This is a genomic window from Ruegeria sp. BB6 (assembly GCF_056539385.1).
In genome coordinates this window covers 478,584-497,247 of the sequence record NZ_JBQFUW010000001.1, presented here as the reverse complement: position 1 = coordinate 497,247, position 18,664 = coordinate 478,584, and the positions used below count along the sequence as shown (strand labels likewise).

Here is an 18,664-nt window from a genome sequence, read left to right as displayed (position 1 = left end):
AAGTTCCTCCTGCATGTGCTAGGGGTATAATGTGAATAATTTTTCATCAAGATCAAGCGTGGGAAAAATTATACAGGAAAATTATTGACAGGTGTTTGCTGAGTGTGGAAATTTTTCCGCAACGATCACACATGGAATCGCAGGGCGGTAAATTGGACTTCGGAACAGTCGTTCACACGGATTTGGCAGGCGACACGCCTTCGGTGGTGCTGGTCTGCGAGCACGCGTCCAATCGAATCCCAGCATGTCTTGGCGATATGGGATTGGGGCAAGACGCGTTGCAAAGCCATATCGCGTGGGATCCCGGCGCATTGGCCGTGGCTAAACTGATGGCTGCGCGCATGTCGGCCCCCTTGGTCTATGGTGGCGTTTCGCGTCTGGTTTACGACTGCAACCGCCCGCCCGAGGCAGCCGGGGCCATGCCGGTGCGCAGTGAAGACTGGGACATTCCGGCCAATGTGGACCTGACGCCAAAAGAGCGTACTGCGCGCATTGAGTGTGTCTACGAGCCTTTCCGTAAAACACTGTCGGATGTGTTGGACCAATACCGAGATTCGCTGGAGGTGATGGTCACGGTTCACAGTTTCACACCCGTTTATCTTGGCGAAAAACGCAAGGTCGAACTGGGCATTCTGCACGGAGAGGATGACCGGTTTGCCGCCGCAATGATGGCTCAACAGCCAGCCCAGAACCCCTATGTCACCCGCCTGAACGAGCCTTACTCGGCCGCCGATGGAGTTGCGCATACTCTCGACGCGCAGGCTTTGCCGCGCGGGTTGTTGAACGTGATGATCGAAATCCGCAACGACCTGATTGAAACGCCTGAACAGCAATCGGCTGTGGCTGACACTCTGGTGCCGTGGATTGCAGGTGTCTTGTCGGGCATCAAAAAGAAGGTGGCGATGTGATCCGGGTCATGAGCTCATATGTCCGCGTTGTCGATGCGATCAACTACCGGATCGGGCGGGTCATGATGTGGGGCCTTTTCGTGATGATGGGCATTCTGCTCTGGTCCTCGATCTCGAAAACCTTTTTCCTGCCGTCTCTGTGGACATTGGAAATGGCGCAGTTCGCAATGGTCACCTACTACATCATGGGTGGGCCATACTCGATCCAACTGGGGTCGAACGTGCGGATGGACCTGTTCTATCACAACTGGAGCCACAAAAAGAAAGCGTGGTTCGACGCCTTCACCGTGCTGTTGCTGATCTTGTATCTGGGCGTGCTGTTTTACGGTGGGCTGGGATCAACGGCCTATAGTTTGGGCTATTGGGGCGACGCGCCGATCTCATACTTCACTGGCCTTCTGACCGGCAGTGAAGAGATCGGGCGGCTTGAACGCTCGTCCACCGCGTGGCGACCTTACATCTGGCCCGTCAAGGCGATCATGGTGTTCGGCTTCTTCCTGATGCTGCTACAGGCGATATCGGAATTTTTCAAAGACATAGCCCGGATCAACGGGCGGGAAATCGGGGTTCGTCGGGCATGAGCCAGGAATACATCGCCATTTTCATGTTCGCGTCGATGATGCTGATGCTGTTCACAGGTCAGCGCGTCTTTGGTGCGATCGGCGCGGTCGCTACTGTCGCTGCGCTGGCCCTGTGGGGAACGGGCGGGCAGGACATCACGTTTTCGGCCGCGATGAAGCTGATGAAATGGTATCCGCTGCTGACCCTGCCGATGTTCATCTTCATGGGCTATGTGCTTTCGGAAAGTCGTCTGGCGGATGACCTTTATCGTATGTTCCATGTCTGGATGGGGCCGGTGAATGGCGGGCTGGCGATTGGGACGATTGGCCTGATGGTTCTGGTCTCGGCCATGAACGGGCTCAGCGTGGCGGGGATGGCCATTGGCGCGACCATTGCGCTGCCGGAGCTTCTGCGGCGAGGCTATGACAAGACGATGGTGACGGGCGTCATTCAGGCCGGGTCCAGTCTGGGCATCCTCGTGCCGCCCTCTGTGGTGCTGGTGCTCTATGCGATGATCGCGCGGCAACCGGTGGGGCAGTTGTGGCTGGCGGGGATCGTTCCGGGCCTGCTGATGGCAAGCCTGTTCATCCTCTATATCTGGATCCGCTGCCGCATTCAGCCCGAGCTTGGCCCCGCGATGGAAGACGCGCACGAGGTGCCACGGGCTGAGAAAATTCGGCTTTTGGGCGCGGGCGCACTGCCGCTGATCATCTTTGCGGCGATGATGGTGCCGTTTGTGAATGGCTGGACTTCGCTGGTTGAAAGCTCGGCCATCGGAGCGCTGACGGCTTTGGTCGTTTCAGTCGTCAAACGTCGCATGACGTGGAAGATTTTCGAGGATTGCACCAAGCAGACGCTGGCAATCTCGTGCATGTTCATGTGGATCATTCTGGCCGCCCTTGGCTTTGGCGCGGTGTTCGATGGGTTGGGCGCGGTGAAAGCCATCGACAACCTGTTCACCGATCAACTGGGCTTGTCGCCGTGGATGATCCTGATCCTGATGCAGCTCAGCTTTATCGTCATGGGCACGTTTCTGGACGACACGGCGATGCTGGTCATCGTGGCCCCGCTGTACGTGCCGCTGGTGGGTGCGTTGGGCTTTGATCTGATCTGGTACGGGGTGCTGTATACGATCACCACCCAGATCGCTTATATGACGCCGCCTTTCGGCTATAACCTGTTTCTGATGCGCGCCATGGCCCCGCCCGAGATCACGTTGCGCGACATCTACAGCTCGATCTTTCCGTTTGTCGCGGTGATGGTGCTGGCGCTGACGATCATCATGATTTTCCCGGAAATCGCCCTGTGGCTGCCCGGATATGTCTATGGAAATTAACAAGAATGCCCGTTGAAGCGGCACGAGAACCTGCAACAGAGAGGAAATGACATGACAACAAGACGTAAGTTTCTGAAAACCGCCGGGGTCGGTGTTGCCGCTGCGCCTTTGGCCGCGCCCGCGCTGGCGCAAAGCACGATCACTTGGCGGATGCAGACCTATGCCGGACCTGCGCTGGCGGCCCACGTGATCGACCCCGCGATCGAGATGTTCAACAAGATCGCCGGTGACCGGATGCAGATCGAGCTGTTCTACGCCGATCAGCTTGTCCCGACCGGAGAGCTGTTCCGCGCCATGCAGAAGGGCACGATTGATGCGGTGCAGTCCGACGATGACTCGATGGCGTCGCCCACCGAAGTCACCGTTTTCGGTGGCTATTTCCCGTTTGCGTCTCGCTATTCCCTGGACGTGCCGGTGCTGTTCAACCAGTACGGCCTGAACGAGATTTGGGACGAGGAATATTCCAAGGTCGGCGTTAAGCACATCAGCGCTGGTGCTTGGGATCCGTGCCACTTTGCCACCAAAGACCCGATCAACAGCTTGGCCGACTTGCAGGGCAAGCGCGTCTTCACCTTCCCGACAGCGGGCCGCTTCCTCAGCCAGTTTGGTGTCGTGCCGGTTACTCTGCCCTGGGAAGACATCGAGGTCGCGGTGCAGACCGGTGAGCTGGACGGCATCGCATGGTCGGGCATCACCGAGGACTACACTGTCGGTTGGGCGGATGTGACCAACTATTTCCTGACCAACAACATCTCGGGCGCATGGGCTGGATCGTTCTTTGCCAATATGGACCGCTGGAACGAACTGCCTGAAGACCTGCAGACTCTGTTCCGCGTCTGCTGTGATCAGTCGCATTACTATCGTCAGTGGTGGTATTGGGGTGGTGAAGCCAGCCTGCGCGTCAATGGTGACAAGATGCAGCTGACCTCGATCCCGGATGCAGAATGGGCGACGGTTGAAGAAGCGGCGGTTGCCTTCTGGGATGAGATCGCAGCCGAATCCGAGACCAAGGCGAAGGTTGTCGAAATCTTCAAGCAGTACAATGCCGACATGCTCAAGGCCGGACGGCCTTATCGCTACGGCTAAAATCAAAAGGGCAGGCGGCAGCGCCTGCCCTGACCAACGGGGAATGAGGCTGATATGAAACTCGACGATCTGAAGGCGCAGGTTTCTGCCGGAAACATCGATACCGTGCTGGTCTGCATGGTCGACATGCAGGGGCGCTTGATGGGCAAACGGTTCCACGCCGGTCACTTTGTGGCAGGTGCGTGGGAAGAAACCCATTGCTGCAACTATCTGCTGGCCACGGATCTTGAGATGGGCACGCCGGATGGCTACGCCGCCACCAGTTGGGAGAGGGGCTATGGCGACTATGTCATGAAACCCGACCTCAGCACTCTGCGCCCAGTACCGTGGCTGGAGGGGACCGCCATGGTGATGTGTGACGTGTTGGATCACCATACGCATGAGGAAGTGCCCCACGCGCCTCGGTCCATTCTGAAAAAGCAGGTGAACCGGCTGAAGGCGATGGGCTATGACGCCATGTGCGCCACTGAGCTGGAGTTCTTTCTGTTTGAAAAGAGCTTTGACGAGATCCGCAAGGAAGGCTTCCGCGATCTTGAGCCGATCTCGGGCTATAACGAAGACTATCACATCCTGCAGACCACCAAGGAAGAACATGTGATGCGCCCGATCCGCAACCATCTGTGGAATGCGGGGATTCCGGTTGAGAACTCGAAGGGCGAGGCCGAGACCGGGCAGGAGGAGCTGAACATCAAATACGCGCCTGCGATGGACACGGCCGAATATCACTCGATCGCCAAGAATGCGGTGAAAGAAATCGCCTGGCAGCACGGGCACGCGGCGACGTTTCTTCCGAAATGGCATCATGAGAAGGTGGGCAGTTCGTCCCACGTGCACCAGTCATTGTGGGCGGATGGGCAACCGGCGTTTTTTGATAAATCGGATGCGCTGGGCATGTCGGGTTTGATGAAAAGCTACATGGCCGGACTGCTGAAATATGCGGCCGACTACACCTATTTCATGGCCCCTTACATCAACAGCTACAAGCGGTTTATGAAGGGAACCTTTGCGCCGACGCGGATCATCTGGTCGGTAGACAATCGCACGGCGGGCTTCCGTCTGTGCGGAGATGGCACCAAGGCGGTGCGGGTTGAGTGCCGTATTCCGGGCTCGGACATGAACCCCTATCTGGCGATGGCCGGGATGCTGGCCGCCGGGATTGCCGGGATTGAGGAAGGGCTGGAGCTGCAGCCTCCGACAAAGGGTGATGTGTACCAGGGCGAAACGGGGATGATCCCCGGCAATTTGCGTGCGGCGCGGGATGCGTTGCACGGGTCGGCCATGTTGCGCGCGGCTATGGGGGATGAGGTGGTCGATCACTATGCGCGTGCGGCAGAGGTCGAGATCGAAGAGTTCGAGCGTGTGGTGACCGATTGGGAAATTGCCCGCGGGTTTGAGCGGGCTTGAGGCGGGTCAGAGCGAGGGGCCAGCCCCTCGCGCTCCCCGGGATATTTTGGGCCAGATGAAGCAGGGGACCCTGTTTCTTTCGGAAATGGAGTGACTATGGGGCAGATGTTGAAATGTGTCTCACCGATTGATGGATCGGTCTATGCAGAGCGTGAGGTGCTGTCGGCGGAGGCGGCATTTGAGGCTGCTGCGCGGGCGCGGGCGGCGCAGGTGGCGTGGGCGGCGCGGCCGTTACAGGAGCGGACCCGCCTTGTGATGGCGGGCGTGGCCGCTGTGGGCGCGATGAACGATGAGATCGTGCCGGAGCTTGCGCATATGATGGGGCGTCCCGTGCGCTATGGCGGTGAGTTTGGTGGGTTTAACGAGCGCGCCAGCCACATGGCTGAGATTGCCGAGGCGTCTTTGGCCGATATCGCTGTGGGTGAGGATGAGACCTTTAAACGCTATATCAAGCGCATCCCGCATGGGGTCGTGTTTGTGGTGGCGCCGTGGAACTACCCTTACATGACCGCGATCAACACGGTGGCCCCTGCGCTGATTGCGGGCAATACGGTGGTGTTGAAACACGCCACGCAAACCTTGCTGGTGGGTGAGCGGATGGCGCAGGCGTTTCATTCGGCCGGTGTGCCGCAGGATGTATTCCAGAATGTGTTCCTCAGCCATGACGTGACCAATGAGCTGATCGCGGGTAATGCGTTTGATTTCGTGAACTTCACTGGCTCGGTCGGTGGTGGGCAAGCAATGGAACGCGCGGCGGCAGGCACCTTTACCGGCGTTGGCACCGAGTTGGGTGGCAAGGATCCGGGCTATGTGATGGACGACGCCGATCTGGATGCGGCGGTTGATACGCTGATCGACGGGGCCATGTTCAACTCGGGCCAGTGCTGCTGTGGGATCGAGCGGATTTATGTGCATGAGAGCCTCTATGACGCGTTCGTTGCCAAGGCGGTTGAGGTGGTGAAGGGCTATAAGTTGGGCAATCCGCTGGATGCAGAGACGACGATTGGTCCGATGGCGAATGTGCGCTTTGCCGATGAGGTGCGCGCGCAGATTGCCGAAGCGGTCGCGGCGGGGGCTGTTGCCCATATCGAGACATTCCCCGAGGATGATGGTGGGGCCTATCTGACCCCGCAAATCCTGACCAATGTCACCCATGATATGCGCGTGATGCGGGATGAGAGCTTTGGCCCGGTGGTGGGCATCATGAAAGTGTCCTCGGACGCGGAAGCCATCGCGCTGATGAATGACAGCGAATTTGGCCTGACCACCAGCCTCTGGACCCGCGATGTGGATCGTGCGGCGCGGGTGGGGGACCAGATCGAAACCGGCACCGTGTTCATGAACAGGGCCGACTATCTGGACCCGGGCCTGTGCTGGACCGGCTGCAAAAATACCGGGCGCGGGGGCGGATTGTCGGTCATCGGTTATCACAACCTCACGCGTCCCAAATCCTACCATCTGAAAAAGGTGACATCATGAGCCTTGTTGGAAACTGGTCCTACCCGACCGCGATCAAGTTCGGCCCTGGCCGGATCAAGGAACTGCCCGAGGCTTGCTTAGCCGCTGGGATGAAGCGTCCGCTGTTGGTGACAGACAAGGGGCTGGCCGATCTGCCGATCACCACGGCTACGCTGGATATCATGGAGGCCGCAGGACTGGGCCGTGGCCTGTTCAGCGAGGTTGACCCGAACCCCAATGAAAAGAACCTCGAGGCTGGAGTGGCCGCCTACAATGCGGGCGGCCATGACGGGGTGATCGCGTTTGGCGGCGGCTCGGGGCTGGATCTGGGCAAGATGGTTGCCTTCATGTGTGGCCAGACGCGCCCCGTGTGGGATTTCGAGGATATCGGCGACTGGTGGACCCGCGCCGACGCCGACGCCATCGCTCCGATTATTGCTGTGCCGACTACCGCCGGGACGGGGTCCGAGGTGGGGCGGGCCAGCGTCATCACCAATTCGGAAACCCATGCCAAGAAGATCATCTTTCACCCCAAAGTTCTGCCCACGGTGGTGATCTGCGACCCGGAACTGACTGTCGGGATGCCCCAATTCATCACCGCCGGCACTGGTCTGGATGCGTTTGCCCATTGTGTCGAGGCGTTTTCCAGCCCGCATTACCACCCCATGTCCCAAGGCATCGCGCTGGAGGGGATGCGGCTGGTCAAAGACTATCTGCCACGCGCATATGCTGACGGCACCGATATCGAGGCCCGCGCCCAGATGATGAGTGCGGCGGCGATGGGCGCAACGGCGTTCCAGAAAGGCCTCGGCGCGATCCACGCGATGAGCCACCCGATTGGCGCGGTCTACAACACCCATCACGGCACCACCAACGCAGTCTGTATGCCTGCTGTACTGGACTTCAACGCGCCCGCCATCGCCGACCGGTTCCAGCAGGCTGGGGCTTATCTGGGCATCGACGGCGGCTTTGACGGTTTCCGGTCCTTTGTTCAATCCTTCAACGACATGCTGGGCATTCCCCGCACCTTGTCCGAACTTGGTGTGTCCGAGGCACGGGTCCCCGAGCTGGTCAAAGGCGCGATCATCGATCCATCCTGCGGCGGCAACCCGATCGAGCTGACCGAGGACAACCTGACCGCTCTGTTCAACGCCGCGCTGTAACAGGCTTGCAGACCCGCTCCCTCACCTCGCATACTTCGCGCAGGTGAGGGAGATTTTCATGACCAAAGAGATTGTTTTGATCCACGGGGCATTTGCCGGGCCGTGGTGTATGGAAGATTACGCGGGCTTCTTCCGCGTGCGCGGCTGGACGGTGCACACCCCCGCGCTGCGCTATCATGGCGGAGACCCCAAGGCCGAGCCCGATCCGGGCCTGACCGACACCAGCGTCATGGATTACGCCGATGACATTGCCGCGTTTGTGCAGGGACTGGACAGCAAGCCGGTGCTGCTGGGCCACGCCATCGCAGGGGTGGTGGCGCAGCAGGTGGCGTCTAGGGGGTTGGCCAGCGCGATAGTCCTGATCAACCCGAATGCGGCCTGGGGGACGTTGCCCGAAACCGACGACGAACGCGCCGTGCCGCGCGCGTTGATGGAGGGTGGGGCGTTCTGGAAACAGCCCATGCGCGTCGATTTTGATCTGATGGCCCCCTTTGCGCTCAACAAGATGCCCGAGGCGCAGCAGCACGCGGTGTTCGACCAGCTCGGCCCCGAAAGCGGGCGGGTGATGTTCGAGATGTTCTTTTGGATGTTCGACGACCACCACGCGATGAAGGTGGACAGGGACAAGGTTGACTGCCCCGTGCTTATCGTCTCGGGCACCGAGGACCGGGCCGTGAACCCCAACACCTGCCGCGCGCTGGCCAATCTGTACGGAGACCGCGCGACCTTTCTGCCCGTGGAAAACCACGCGCATTTTCTGTTCATGGAGCCCGGCTGGGAAGGCCCGGCCGGACAGATCGCAGACTGGCTGGATCAGATGCCGGGTGTCACCGGCTGATCTGGAAGCTGCTCTGGGGTTTCCAACTGAGCGAGCCATCGTCGTTCTTGACGCAGCGCAGCAGGTGCTCCTCGCGCGTGCTGATCGTGTCGGTCACGGTGTTGTCGCCGAAAATCACCACGAACGCGTCCATCGAATAAGCCATGCCGCCGTAATAGCAGAACCGGGTCTCGGCCCCATCCGGAATTGGCGATGCGGTGCTGAGCGTCTGCTGTGCGGTTGCTTGGCTGGCCAGCAATGCCAGCGCCAGCCCGAGGGTTAGTGTTTTCATGTCGTCCTCCCGTTCAAAATCCATTGGTCTTATTGGGTCTTGGACGCTCGAGAACCTCAAAAGTCGTTCTTGAATGACGGTTTGAGGGTAAGTGTGAACGAGATCAACGGGTTAGGCAAGGGGTTTGCGGTTTGGCGGGCTGTGGGGGTATTCTGCCCTATCAACCCAATGCATGATACAAGATATCATACACGCGCTCGACTCTGCCCCCATGAGCGGGCGAGTGCTCTCTAATTTAGCAGTACTTAAGCTATGCTATTTTCGGCTAGCAAGCAGAGGTTAGACGAAGCGCAAACCAACCCTTTGAATCGATTTTTACTATTTTCTAGACGAATTGAGGCTGGAACTTGAGTGTAGTGTAAACTGGGGAGGTTTTCTGCAGGCTGCCAAATCAAGAAACCAGCGTCATAAGCGCGAACCAGTCTTAAACTTGACCTCTGTTTGTTCAACTCGCATTTGGGGTATCTCTCGAAATCTTCTTTTGAACCTAGTTCAGGGCCAAGTCTAGCGTATCGGTCACATCCTGAGCTTTCATCGTTGTGCAAAGCTTCCAGGCGATGATGCAGCGGCTGAAGTCGTCGAGGATCGTGGACAAATAGAACTAGCCCCAACCGACAACCTTGAGATAAGTGAAGTCGGTCTGCCATAGCTCGTTCGGCCGGGTTGTCTTGTCCTGGAGCTCGTCAGCCGCCCGGAACTACCACGTGACCGGGGCGGTGATCAGATTCTCGGCGCTGAGAATGCGATATACTAAGGATTTCGAGGCGAAGTGGAGCTTCTCATCGGTGTATTTGATCGCCAGCTCTTCGTGCTCCAGTGCAAAGTCGACAACCTTCTTCAAGGCGGCATATTCCGACCACAGCTCTTTAACTTCAGGTGATTTCGCCTGGCGCGCGGTATCACCTGCCAGGCGGTTCTTCCCTGCTTCAAGGAACTCCTTCGACCACGAGTAATACAAGCTCTCGGCGATCCCCTCACGGTGGCAAAGCGCAACGATACTCTCTTCACCACGCAGCCCCGCCAAAACGACCCTGGTCTTCTCTTCAGCAGAGCAATGCTTGCGCGTCTTGCGCCTAATACCTCGGACATGCTTGTTAGCGGCGTCCTTCGATGTTCCGGATTTCATCTTCGCTCCATAGTGGCTTCGATGAACCAGAATTTCTCCGTTGCTCAAACTCCTAATTCTGTCCGGTGGGTGCTGACGTCACACATCCGAGAACGACACCTCGATCAATTTGGTAATGCCCAGACACCATCTGACGTACTATCACACAAATTGAATATTTTTCTTTCTATTTCAGCTGATTAGGGAATTCATTGGAGCCCGTAACACAAATCTAACACCCTCAACGGAGCTCAGCCCGTGGATAACTAGGCTGGAACCTTACTTTTCACCCTAGTGCCTCCATCTGCACGCAACTTCAGCACGTTTCCTATTAGCCGCTAGATTTTGCAGCAGGCCGATAAACCAGAAGGTGAAATCTCGCCAACTAAATCACCCTCAGGCTTGTCAGTGAGTTGCCCGTTCATTAAGACCTGACTACGACCAAGCTTTTGATCGGGTATTTCTCCATGTTGATTACGCCAATGCTCCTTTGCGGAGGTTCCGGTGCCCGTCTGTGGCCATTGTCACGCAAAAGCTATTCGACGCAGTTTGTGCCGCTAGTGGATGAAGATTCCTTGTTTCAGGCATCGGCGCGGCGTTTGTCCGGACACTTCAAAAGGAATGCAGGCATCTTCCTGTTCCGGGCAATCGATATCCTCTCTGTCTTCAAGACATACGCGCCAACATTGATGGCTCCGGTACAGGCAGAGGATACTTCCATCGACTATGCGGTGATGGAAAAGGCCATTCTGGTCGCCGATAAGTCACGTTCCCAGGACGTGAAGAAGGCCGTCGCAGTGCTGAAGGCAAAGGGCTCCGCCCAGGCCACCCAGTTTCCCAAGGACCACCGCCCCTGGGGCTGGTTCGAAAGCTTGGCGGTGGGCGACCGCGTCCAGGTCAAGCGGGTGCTCGTCCATCCCGGAGCAGCGCTTTCGCTGCAAAGTCATGCCCGCCACTCCGAGCATTGGATCGTGGTTAAAGGCACCGCAAAGGTGGCCGTGAACGATGAGGTGAAGCTGCGACAGCTTATTCTACCTGTCTTCTCCGGCTGGCAAAGAGCCCGGAGAGGCGCTTGTAGGAAATTTAATTTCATCTATAGAGGTGCTCCTTGTTAAAGCGATTGATCTGCTGTCCCTGCTTTGCTTCGGGCGGATATTTGAGCGCAATCCCACGGCGCTGAGACTGCCACGCGGGCCGAAAATTAGAGGGCGGTATGCACGACATTCTTTTAGTCACAGAGACCTCTGGGGGAGGCACTGGGCGGCACATACTCGACCTCGCGCGTCAGATCGTGAGGCGCAATCACCGCGTCCATATCATCTATGCGCCAAACCGGGCGGAAGCGTCGTTTGAACAGGAAATAGCTGATTTACAGGGTATTAAAGGGCTAACGACAAGCTCCTGCGAGATGATGCGTCAGCCTGGATTCTCTGATCTTGGTGCTTTGCGGCGCTTAAAAGCAGAGATTCGGGCGCATGGCCGCTAGTGCATCAATTCCCGTGCCTCCCGATACACGCCAGTGGGTGAAGAGAAAAGGGATTCGCAAAGCTGACTGAACGGTGCCAGTCAACGGCCAATTTTGCCGAGAACTACCGAGCCCGTCTTGAGGATGATCTTCAGGTCTTGCAGTTGGAAAGATAGGCCACATCCAGCGTCACCCGCTGGTTATAACTGCTGTCGATGCGCACTGAGATTTGCCGCAAACCGGTGATGCCGGGCTTCCGAACCAGATACGCAGACACGCTGTTTCCGTATTTGGCTAATTCCCTGGTGTTGATGGGGCGCGGGCCGACAAAGCTCATCTCGCACTTCAGTACATTCCAGATCTGCGGCAGCTTATCCAGGCTAGTCCTCCCGTTCAAAATCCATTGGTCTTATTGGGTCTTGGACGCTCGAGAACCTCAAAAGTCGTTCTTGAATGACGGTTTGAGAGTAAGTGTGAACGAGATCAACGGGTTAGGCGAGGGGTTTGCGGTGTGCCGGGCTGAAGCCCGGCCTAACGCTGATCTTCGTGAAAAAAGGTTTTGTAGTCGGGTGCTGCGGGATTAGTAGGCCAGAGATTGCATTCGCCGCACAACTCTCGAGGGTTTAGCGCACGCGCTCTAACGCCGTCCTCGTGTAGTTTTTTCTGAATTTGCCGATAGGGTTTTAAAAACTTTTCGTCTGCGGTCAAGAACACGTCCAAACCGTATGCATCGCAAAATGTGAAATGCCATACATCACCTCTTTGGGACTTTCCCGAAATATGGCGATAGATTCTGTTGTACTTTCCCAATTCAAATCGACATTCGTCACGGTCCCTGTCAACGACCGGACCTATCGGCCAACTTGAGCCTCGAGAATGGGTCAACCGACTGCATCCAAAATCGACAGTAGTGTATTTTACATCATGATCTAGAGGCCGACAAAGCATGCCGCTATTGAACTTGTTGGGAGCTTTTTTCTTTTCAGCCGCTACGGTCGGCAAAACAACCAATTCGATTTGATCGTTTCGCGCCAACTCTAAGATGGAATACAGGAAAGGAACTTGAAGAATAAGATCTTGGCTAAATTCAGGTATATATGGCCCGAGAAAACTGTGTGTATGAGTTTCTGGACCAAGTTTCCACTCCTCAGTGTACCATGTGGGCCTCTCAAAATTTGCGAGTTGAAGGAGTTGAGTATCTACCGCAATTCTAGGAACACGACGCAGTTTGTTTAAGTTTTGTGCTAGCCTAGCGGAGTTATACGCACCTAAGTGCATTCGAGACTTTCGGGAAAAAAATTGATACCAGCCGACTGTCCTTTTTTCTCCAAAAAGACGGACAATTAGCGAAGAGAACATCGCTTCCCCTCAAACATCCAACTCCTCCACAAACCGCGCGTTTTCCTGAATGTATTGGAACCGCAGTTCGGGCTTCTTCCCCATCAGACGCTCGACCAGATCGCCGGTTTCGCCGGGTTCGTCCTCGTCGATCGTGACGCGGATCAGTTTGCGGGATGCCGGGTCCATCGTGGTCTCTTTCAGGTCCTTGGCGTCCATCTCGCCCAGACCCTTAAAGCGCGAGACGTCGATCTTGCCCTTGCCGCCAAGACCTTTCTCAAGCCATTCGTCCCGCTCGGCCTCGTCCAGACAGTAGACGCGCTTGGCGCCTTGGGTCAGGCGGTACAGAGGCGGGCAGGCGAGGTACAGGTGGCCCGCGTCGATCATGGGCCGCATCTGAGTAAAGAAGAACGTCATCAGCAGCGAGGCGATATGCGCCCCGTCCACATCCGCGTCGGTCATGATGATGATCTTGTCATAGCGCAGGTCGTCCACGTTGAACTTGGTGCCAAGCCCCACACCCAGTGCCTGCGTCAGGTCGTTGATTTCGGCGTTCGTGCCCAGCTTGGAACTGGCCGCGCCCAGCACGTTCAGGATCTTACCGCGCAGGGGCAAAAGAGCCTGCGTTTTGCGATCGCGCCCCATTTTTGCGGAGCCGCCCGCCGAGTCGCCCTCGACGATGAACAGTTCCGTGCCGTCGCGAGTTGAACTGGAACAGTCCACCAGCTTGCCGGGAAGACGAAGTTTCTTAGTGGCGGACTTGCGCTGAGTTTCCTTCTCGGCCCGTCGGCGCAGGCGTTCTTCGGCCCGCAATACGAGGAAGTCCAGTATCGCGCCGGCGGATTTCGTGTCCGCGGCCAGCCAGTTGTCGAAATGGTCGCGGACCGAATTCTCGACCAGTCGCTGCGCCTCGACCGTGGCAAGGCGGTCTTTGGTCTGGCCGACGAACTCAGGCTCACGGATGAAACACGACACCAGGGCACAGCCGCCGGTGATCAGGTCATCGCGGGTGATTTGCGCGGCTTTCTTGTTGTTGATCAGTTCTCCATACGCCTTGATCCCCTTGAGGATCGCGGCCCAGAACCCCGCCACGTGGGTGCCGCCTTCGGGGGTGGGGACGGTGTTACAGTAGGATTGGATGAACCCGTCGCGCGAGGGCGTCCAGTTGATCGCCCATTCGACCTTGCCGGGGGTGCCGAATTTCTCGGTGAAGTCCACTGTGCCTGCAAAGGGCTGCTCGGCATAGGTGGATGAGCCGTTCATCGTTTCCTTCAGATAGTCGGACAAGCCGCCGGGGAAGTGGAACGTCGCCTCGGTCGGGGTCTCGCCGTCGTCGATGGCGGATTTCCAGCGGATTTCGACGCCCGAGAACAGGTAGGCTTTGGACCTGATGGATTTAAACAGACGCGCCGGTTTGAACTTGTGATGGCCAAAGATGTCGGCGTCCGCGTGGAAGGTCACGGTGGTGCCGCGCCGATTGGGGGCCGCGCCGACCTTTTCCACCGGCCCCAACGGGATGCCGCGCGAGAAGCGTTGTTCAAAAAGTGTCTTGTCCCGCGCCACCTGCACGACCATCGAATCCGACAGCGCGTTGACCACCGAAGCACCAACGCCGTGCAGACCGCCCGAGGTCTGATACGCCTTGCCCGAGAATTTACCGCCCGCGTGCAGGGTACACAGGATGACTTCCAGCGCGGATTTGTCCGGGAATTTGGGGTGGGGGTCGATCGGAATCCCGCGCCCATTGTCGCGCACGGTCAGGGCGTAATCTGCGTGCAGCTCGACCTCGATCCGGTTGGCGTGACCGGCCACCGCCTCGTCCATCGAGTTGTCGAGGATTTCCGCCACCATGTGATGCAGCGCGCGCTCATCGGTGCCGCCGATATACATGCCGGGGCGTTTGCGAACGGGTTCCAGACCTTCAAGCACCTCAATCGATGAGGCGTCATAGGTGGCGGTTGCGCTGGGCGTCAACAGATCGTCGGGCATCGGTGCTGCTCTTGTTTTTGGGTTTTGCCCATTATGGCAGGTGATGTGGTCCGGGGGAAGAGGGCCGCGAGGTGTTGTGGCGACGAACTCAGGAAAGATACGCTGCTTGGACCAATCGAGCCGCCTTTTTGAACAAGTCTAGCGCGGCTTTTCAGCGGTCAGGCATACTCCGCCGATCCGGTGCTGTTGAACATCGCTCACGAATTTTGCGTACATTATCAGAAAGTCATCCCCTTTCGAGGGATTGCCTGCACGTTCTGCCTCGACATCAAGGTCTTGATACATTCTCAGCCGCCTGGCCAGAATATCACCCCAAGCCTCGGTCACGTCTTTGGCAGACACTATGACAAAACCGGCGTCCTTAAGTAGCTCTTCGTATTCCGGAATGCTTAGCAGTGATTGGCAGGCAAAACGCCGCCGGTATTCTTCAAACTCCTCTTGCGGCATCGGCGTGTGCATCACCCAGTCGGTAAAGGAGAAACGGGCACCAGGGCGCAGAACGCGAAAGGCTTCGTGCAAAGTTTTGGATTTGTCGGGAACGTGAAGAAACGATTCCTGGCTGACTGCTGCGTCAAACCTCCCGTCTTCAAAAGGGATGTCCATCGCACTTGCCAGAACGGGGTGGACCTGATTTGCAAGACCGACAAGGGCGTTCAACTGTTTGGCGCCGTCTACCCGGTTTGGACTGATATCCACGCCGGTTACGTCAACGCCGCGCTCATTCGCGTACCAGCGCGCGGGGCCGCACAACCCAGCGCAAATATCCAGAACCCGGTCTCCGGATCGCATTTGGGTATTGTCCGCCAGCCGCGCGTTGGCTTTCAAGCCGTCGTAGTGGTCCTGATCATAGGGATAGAGGTCTTGCGGTTCGACGTCGTCCAGCGTTCCTCCGGCGCTTTTGAGTTTCGTGAGGATATGCGGCGCAGAAATCGGGTGGTCTGCGTACCACTGCGCGACTCTTTTCTCTGTGTCGTCCATCGGCTCTGGTCCTCCGTTGGGTTCAGCAACCTTACTCTGGAGTGGCGTATCGGCATAGAGGGGACGATTGCAGTAAGGGATGGCAAGCGAAGACGGGCCTGAAAGGTTCGTATTTCACCTCGCAGATTGCAGGGAACGCCTCTACGGTGAACCTGAAACAAACAGAATTTGCGCGGGGCAACATGAGCTGGATAAAGGTCATTCCGTTCGAGCAGGCGACGGGTAGGTTAAAGAAACTCTATGATCGGGTCACCGGACCCGGAAACAACGTCGACAACATCATGATGGTACATTCCTTGCGGCCCCATTCGATGGAAGGCCACATGGCTCTGTACAAGAACGTCCTGCACCATTCGGCCAATTCGATTCCCAAGTGGTTTCTTGAGGTCCTCGGTGTGTGGGTCAGTTCCCTGAACCGCTGCGCCTATTGTGTCGAGCATCATTTCAGCGGTTTGCAGCGTTTGCTGGGCGATGTTGATCGCGGCAACGCGATCCGCGCCGCGATTGAGGCCGGTACACCGGCGACCGCCCCACTGGATGCAGCTCAGATTGCGGCGATGACCTATGCGCGCAAACTGACCGAAGCGCCCTCGGAAATGATCGAAGCTGATATCGAGAGTCTGCGCCGCGCAGGTTGGGATGATGGTGAGATACTCGAGATCAATCAGGTCTGTGCTTATTTCTCATACGCCAACAGAACGGTTTTGGGCCTCGGTTGTTCCACGGACGGAGATATTCTTGGACTGTCGCCCAACAACTCGGACGACCCTGCGGATTGGGGGCATCGGTGATGCGTTAGTTCTGCATCCAGTCCAGAATGGCCTGCGCTATTTCTTCGGGGCGTTGGTGGTGCAGCCAGTGATCAGTGCCGGGAATATCGATCCGCGTCAGATCAGGGGCAAAGTCTTCCAGCCCAGAGGTGGCCTCGGGCAGCAGAGCTTTGTCCTCGGGTCCCCATAGCAACAGGTGCGGGCATCGGACCATCAGCCGATCCAATGGCAACGGCGGCAGATCGGTGCGGGGTACTCCCGGTTCGGCCACGACCAGGGGGGACGCCCGATACCAGTTCAACATTGCCTCTAACCTGCCAGGGCGCGCCCATTCATTACGGTAATCCTGCATCCGCTCATCCGACAGCCAGTTCAGGCCCATGCCGTGGCGGAAAAAGCGCTCAAGCAGCGCGAAATTGTCCGCAGCGAAACGCTGTGCCGCATCCGGTGCACGCAAGTCGTTGATATATTGCGACGCTTCAGATTGCGCACCGCCTTTTGCCAAAGCACGCTGAAACGGGACCGGGTGGACACCGTTGGCGATAATCAACCTTTCAACCAGTTCCGGGCGAAACATGGCCAGCCCATAAGCCACCGACGCGCCCCAGTCGTGACCCAGAACAATGGCCGGCCCGCCAAGGCTTTCAACAAGTGCGGCCATGTCGGACACAAGTTGCGACAGAGCATATTTTCCGGTTCCTTCCGGGCTCCAACTCTGGCCGTAACCCCGTTGATCAGGGGCGATGCAATAGAAGTGCTCGGCCAGATGCGGGGCCAGATCACACCACGCGCCGCCGTATTCGGGGAACCCGTGCAGCATCAGCATCGCGGGATGCTCGGGGTTGCCCCAGCATCGTAGAAAAAAGCGCTGGTCGTTTATGTTCGTGTATCTGGTTTCCATCATTGGAACCCTTTGTTGGTTAAGCGGAATTACAGCAAAAGGTGCTGCGGTTTGACACCAATCAAAGCGCATTTTTCGATCGTCTGCTAGGCGTCTCTTTGGACAGTGTAGCAAGGAGAGACTGAATGGAAACAGCGGCTCAGATCGAACAAGAAAATTCCCACATCAAAGTTGTGCCAGCTTCCAGCGAGGCCGAATGCCAGCCCGCACCGGACAAGATACGCCACGCCTTTGAGACCGGCAAATATCCCTACGACCGCAAACTCGCGCGCAAGACGTATGAGGAGCAAAAGGCACAGTTGCAGGCAGAGCTGCTGAAAGTCCAGCTATGGGCGCAGGAGACAGGCCAGCGCTTTGTCCTGCTGTTTGAAGGCCGCGACGCAGCGGGTAAGGGCGGCACGATCAAACGGTTCATGGAGCACCTGAACCCTCGGCAAGCCCGCGTCGTGGCGTTGAACAAGCCCACCTGGGAAGAAAAAGGCCAGTGGTATTACCAGCGCTATGTTCAGGAACTGCCAACGGTTGGGGAAATGGTGTTCTACGACCGCTCTTGGTACAACCGCGCGGGTGTTGAGCGGGTCATGGGTTTCTGCTCGCCGAACGAATACCTTGAATTCATGCGCCAAACGCCGGAACTGGAGCGTATGTTGGTTCGTTCCGGCATTCAGCTCTACAAGTACTGGTTTTCGGTCACGCAATCCGAACAGCAGCGCCGTTTTAAAAGCCGTGAGACTGATCCGCTGAAGCAGTGGAAGCTGTCTCCTATCGATAAGGCCAGTCTCGACAAATGGGATGACTATACCGAGGCGAAAGAGGCGATGTTTTTCTACACCGACACCGCCGATGCGCCGTGGACCATCGTTAAGTCAAACGACAAAAAACGCGCGAGGCTGAATTGCATGCGTCATTTCCTGTCGACGGTGGATTACCCGGACAAGGACCATGACATTGTGGGTGAGCCCGATCCGCTGATCGTCGGACAGGCCCATCATGTGATTCACAGGTCCGAGCATATTCTGGGCAACTCGCTGCACCCTGACGCACGGTAGGGGGCGCGTCCGGGGCTTAAGTCCGGCCCCGGAAATGATGTCTC

The 18,664-nt window shown here is 57.4% G+C and carries 17 protein-coding genes and 2 pseudogenes; 12 read left to right on the top strand and 7 right to left on the bottom strand.

Features of this window, described 5'->3' with window-relative positions:
- Positions 1-131 precede the first annotated feature (131 nt).
- The 8 genes from ACR0B7_RS02415 to ACR0B7_RS02380 all read left to right on the top strand — a co-directional run bounded on the left by ACR0B7_RS02415 (position 132) and on the right by ACR0B7_RS02380 (position 8,754).
- A complete protein-coding gene (locus tag ACR0B7_RS02415; protein ID WP_170486396.1) occupies positions 132-908 on the top strand; it encodes an N-formylglutamate amidohydrolase in 777 nt (258 codons plus the stop codon).
- Between the two features lie 8 nt (positions 909-916).
- A complete protein-coding gene (locus tag ACR0B7_RS02410; protein WP_170486397.1) occupies positions 917-1,489 on the top strand; it encodes a TRAP transporter small permease subunit in 573 nt (190 codons plus the stop codon).
- Positions 1,486-2,805, top strand: a complete 1,320-nt coding sequence (locus ACR0B7_RS02405) for a TRAP transporter large permease subunit (protein WP_170382455.1) — start codon at positions 1,486-1,488, stop codon at positions 2,803-2,805. The genes ACR0B7_RS02410 and ACR0B7_RS02405 overlap by 4 nt, the downstream gene beginning before the upstream one ends.
- A 51-nt stretch (positions 2,806-2,856) precedes the next feature.
- Positions 2,857-3,891 (top strand): TRAP transporter substrate-binding protein, encoded by a 1,035-nt coding sequence (locus ACR0B7_RS02400; protein WP_170382457.1) that lies wholly within the window; start codon positions 2,857-2,859, stop codon positions 3,889-3,891.
- Between the two features lie 54 nt (positions 3,892-3,945).
- Positions 3,946-5,295: a glutamine synthetase family protein gene (locus ACR0B7_RS02395; RefSeq protein ID WP_170486398.1), complete on the top strand. Its 1,350-nt coding sequence runs from the start codon at positions 3,946-3,948 to the stop codon at positions 5,293-5,295.
- A gap of 96 nt (positions 5,296-5,391) precedes the next feature.
- Positions 5,392-6,774, top strand: a complete 1,383-nt coding sequence (locus ACR0B7_RS02390; RefSeq protein ID WP_170486399.1) for an aldehyde dehydrogenase family protein — start codon at positions 5,392-5,394, stop codon at positions 6,772-6,774.
- Positions 6,771-7,916, top strand: coding sequence for an iron-containing alcohol dehydrogenase (locus ACR0B7_RS02385; RefSeq protein WP_170486400.1), 1,146 nt, complete (start codon positions 6,771-6,773; stop codon positions 7,914-7,916). Before ACR0B7_RS02390 ends, ACR0B7_RS02385 begins: the two co-directional genes overlap by 4 nt.
- Before the next feature lie 58 nt (positions 7,917-7,974).
- Positions 7,975-8,754, top strand: coding sequence for an alpha/beta fold hydrolase (locus ACR0B7_RS02380; RefSeq protein ID WP_170486401.1), 780 nt, complete (start codon positions 7,975-7,977; stop codon positions 8,752-8,754).
- Here ACR0B7_RS02380 and ACR0B7_RS02375 read toward each other — a convergent pair.
- A complete protein-coding gene (locus tag ACR0B7_RS02375; protein WP_170486402.1) occupies positions 8,744-9,025 on the bottom strand; it encodes a hypothetical protein in 282 nt (93 codons plus the stop codon). The two genes, ACR0B7_RS02380 and ACR0B7_RS02375, sit on opposite strands and share 11 nt — an antisense overlap.
- Positions 9,026-9,518: 493 nt before the next feature.
- Positions 9,519-10,151, bottom strand: a pseudogene (locus ACR0B7_RS02370) (DDE-type integrase/transposase/recombinase); the annotation flags it as partial.
- 461 nt (positions 10,152-10,612) lie between these two features.
- On the opposite strand from ACR0B7_RS02370, the pseudogene ACR0B7_RS02365 reads away from it, so the two are divergent.
- Together ACR0B7_RS02365 and ACR0B7_RS02360 are read left to right on the top strand one after the other, a co-directional pair.
- Positions 10,613-11,149, top strand: a pseudogene (locus tag ACR0B7_RS02365) (sugar phosphate nucleotidyltransferase); the annotation flags it as partial.
- A gap of 194 nt (positions 11,150-11,343) precedes the next feature.
- Complete coding sequence (locus ACR0B7_RS02360) at positions 11,344-11,616, top strand: glycosyltransferase (protein WP_170480894.1); 273 nt, start codon at positions 11,344-11,346, stop codon at positions 11,614-11,616.
- 130 nt (positions 11,617-11,746) lie between these two features.
- Here ACR0B7_RS02360 and ACR0B7_RS02355 read toward each other — a convergent pair whose 3' ends face one another.
- The 4 genes from ACR0B7_RS02355 to ACR0B7_RS02340 form a co-directional block, all read right to left on the bottom strand.
- On the bottom strand, positions 11,747-11,932 hold the full coding sequence (locus ACR0B7_RS02355; RefSeq protein ID WP_480680836.1) for a sugar transferase: 186 nt from the start codon (positions 11,930-11,932) through the stop codon (positions 11,747-11,749).
- Positions 11,933-12,126: 194 nt separating this feature from the next.
- Positions 12,127-12,954, bottom strand: coding sequence for a hypothetical protein (locus ACR0B7_RS02350; protein ID WP_170480897.1), 828 nt, complete (start codon positions 12,952-12,954; stop codon positions 12,127-12,129).
- A 9-nt stretch (positions 12,955-12,963) separates the two neighbouring features.
- A complete protein-coding gene (parE, locus tag ACR0B7_RS02345; protein WP_170382471.1) occupies positions 12,964-14,922 on the bottom strand; it encodes a DNA topoisomerase IV subunit B in 1,959 nt (652 codons plus the stop codon).
- A gap of 138 nt (positions 14,923-15,060) precedes the next feature.
- On the bottom strand, positions 15,061-15,900 hold the full coding sequence (locus ACR0B7_RS02340) for a class I SAM-dependent methyltransferase (RefSeq protein WP_170480900.1): 840 nt from the start codon (positions 15,898-15,900) through the stop codon (positions 15,061-15,063).
- A 182-nt stretch (positions 15,901-16,082) separates the two neighbouring features.
- Between ACR0B7_RS02340 and ACR0B7_RS02335 the strand changes: the two genes are divergently transcribed.
- Positions 16,083-16,691 (top strand): peroxidase-related enzyme, encoded by a 609-nt coding sequence (locus tag ACR0B7_RS02335; RefSeq protein ID WP_170382475.1) that lies wholly within the window; start codon positions 16,083-16,085, stop codon positions 16,689-16,691.
- 4 nt (positions 16,692-16,695) lie between these two features.
- Here ACR0B7_RS02335 and ACR0B7_RS02330 read toward each other — a convergent pair whose 3' ends face one another.
- On the bottom strand, positions 16,696-17,571 hold the full coding sequence (locus tag ACR0B7_RS02330) for an alpha/beta fold hydrolase (RefSeq protein WP_170482032.1): 876 nt from the start codon (positions 17,569-17,571) through the stop codon (positions 16,696-16,698).
- A gap of 125 nt (positions 17,572-17,696) precedes the next feature.
- Between ACR0B7_RS02330 and ppk2 the strand changes: the two genes are divergently transcribed.
- Positions 17,697-18,620, top strand: coding sequence for a polyphosphate kinase 2 (gene ppk2 / locus ACR0B7_RS02325; protein ID WP_170480903.1), 924 nt, complete (start codon positions 17,697-17,699; stop codon positions 18,618-18,620).
- Positions 18,621-18,664 lie beyond the last annotated feature (44 nt).

Bases quoted from the DNA above. Each gene is read 5' to 3' on its own strand.
- ACR0B7_RS02415 (WP_170486396.1), top strand. From the start codon at position 132: ATGGAATCGCAGGGCGGTAAATTGGACTTCGGAACAGTCGTTCACACG.
- ACR0B7_RS02410 (WP_170486397.1), top strand. From the start codon at position 917: ATGAGCTCATATGTCCGCGTTGTCGATGCGATCAACTACCGGATCGGG.
- ACR0B7_RS02405 (WP_170382455.1), top strand. From the start codon at position 1,486: ATGAGCCAGGAATACATCGCCATTTTCATGTTCGCGTCGATGATGCTG.
- ACR0B7_RS02400 (WP_170382457.1), top strand. From the start codon at position 2,857: ATGACAACAAGACGTAAGTTTCTGAAAACCGCCGGGGTCGGTGTTGCC.
- ACR0B7_RS02395 (WP_170486398.1), top strand. From the start codon at position 3,946: ATGAAACTCGACGATCTGAAGGCGCAGGTTTCTGCCGGAAACATCGAT.
- ACR0B7_RS02390 (WP_170486399.1), top strand. From the start codon at position 5,392: ATGGGGCAGATGTTGAAATGTGTCTCACCGATTGATGGATCGGTCTAT.
- ACR0B7_RS02385 (WP_170486400.1), top strand. From the start codon at position 6,771: ATGAGCCTTGTTGGAAACTGGTCCTACCCGACCGCGATCAAGTTCGGC.
- ACR0B7_RS02380 (WP_170486401.1), top strand. From the start codon at position 7,975: ATGACCAAAGAGATTGTTTTGATCCACGGGGCATTTGCCGGGCCGTGG.
- ACR0B7_RS02375 (WP_170486402.1), bottom strand. From the start codon at position 9,025: ATGAAAACACTAACCCTCGGGCTGGCGCTGGCATTGCTGGCCAGCCAA.
- ACR0B7_RS02360 (WP_170480894.1), top strand. From the start codon at position 11,344: ATGCACGACATTCTTTTAGTCACAGAGACCTCTGGGGGAGGCACTGGG.
- ACR0B7_RS02355 (WP_480680836.1), bottom strand. From the start codon at position 11,932: ATGAGCTTTGTCGGCCCGCGCCCCATCAACACCAGGGAATTAGCCAAA.
- ACR0B7_RS02350 (WP_170480897.1), bottom strand. From the start codon at position 12,954: ATGTTCTCTTCGCTAATTGTCCGTCTTTTTGGAGAAAAAAGGACAGTC.
- parE (WP_170382471.1), bottom strand. From the start codon at position 14,922: ATGCCCGACGATCTGTTGACGCCCAGCGCAACCGCCACCTATGACGCC.
- ACR0B7_RS02340 (WP_170480900.1), bottom strand. From the start codon at position 15,900: ATGGACGACACAGAGAAAAGAGTCGCGCAGTGGTACGCAGACCACCCG.
- ACR0B7_RS02335 (WP_170382475.1), top strand. From the start codon at position 16,083: ATGAGCTGGATAAAGGTCATTCCGTTCGAGCAGGCGACGGGTAGGTTA.
- ACR0B7_RS02330 (WP_170482032.1), bottom strand. From the start codon at position 17,571: ATGGAAACCAGATACACGAACATAAACGACCAGCGCTTTTTTCTACGA.
- ppk2 (WP_170480903.1), top strand. From the start codon at position 17,697: ATGGAAACAGCGGCTCAGATCGAACAAGAAAATTCCCACATCAAAGTT.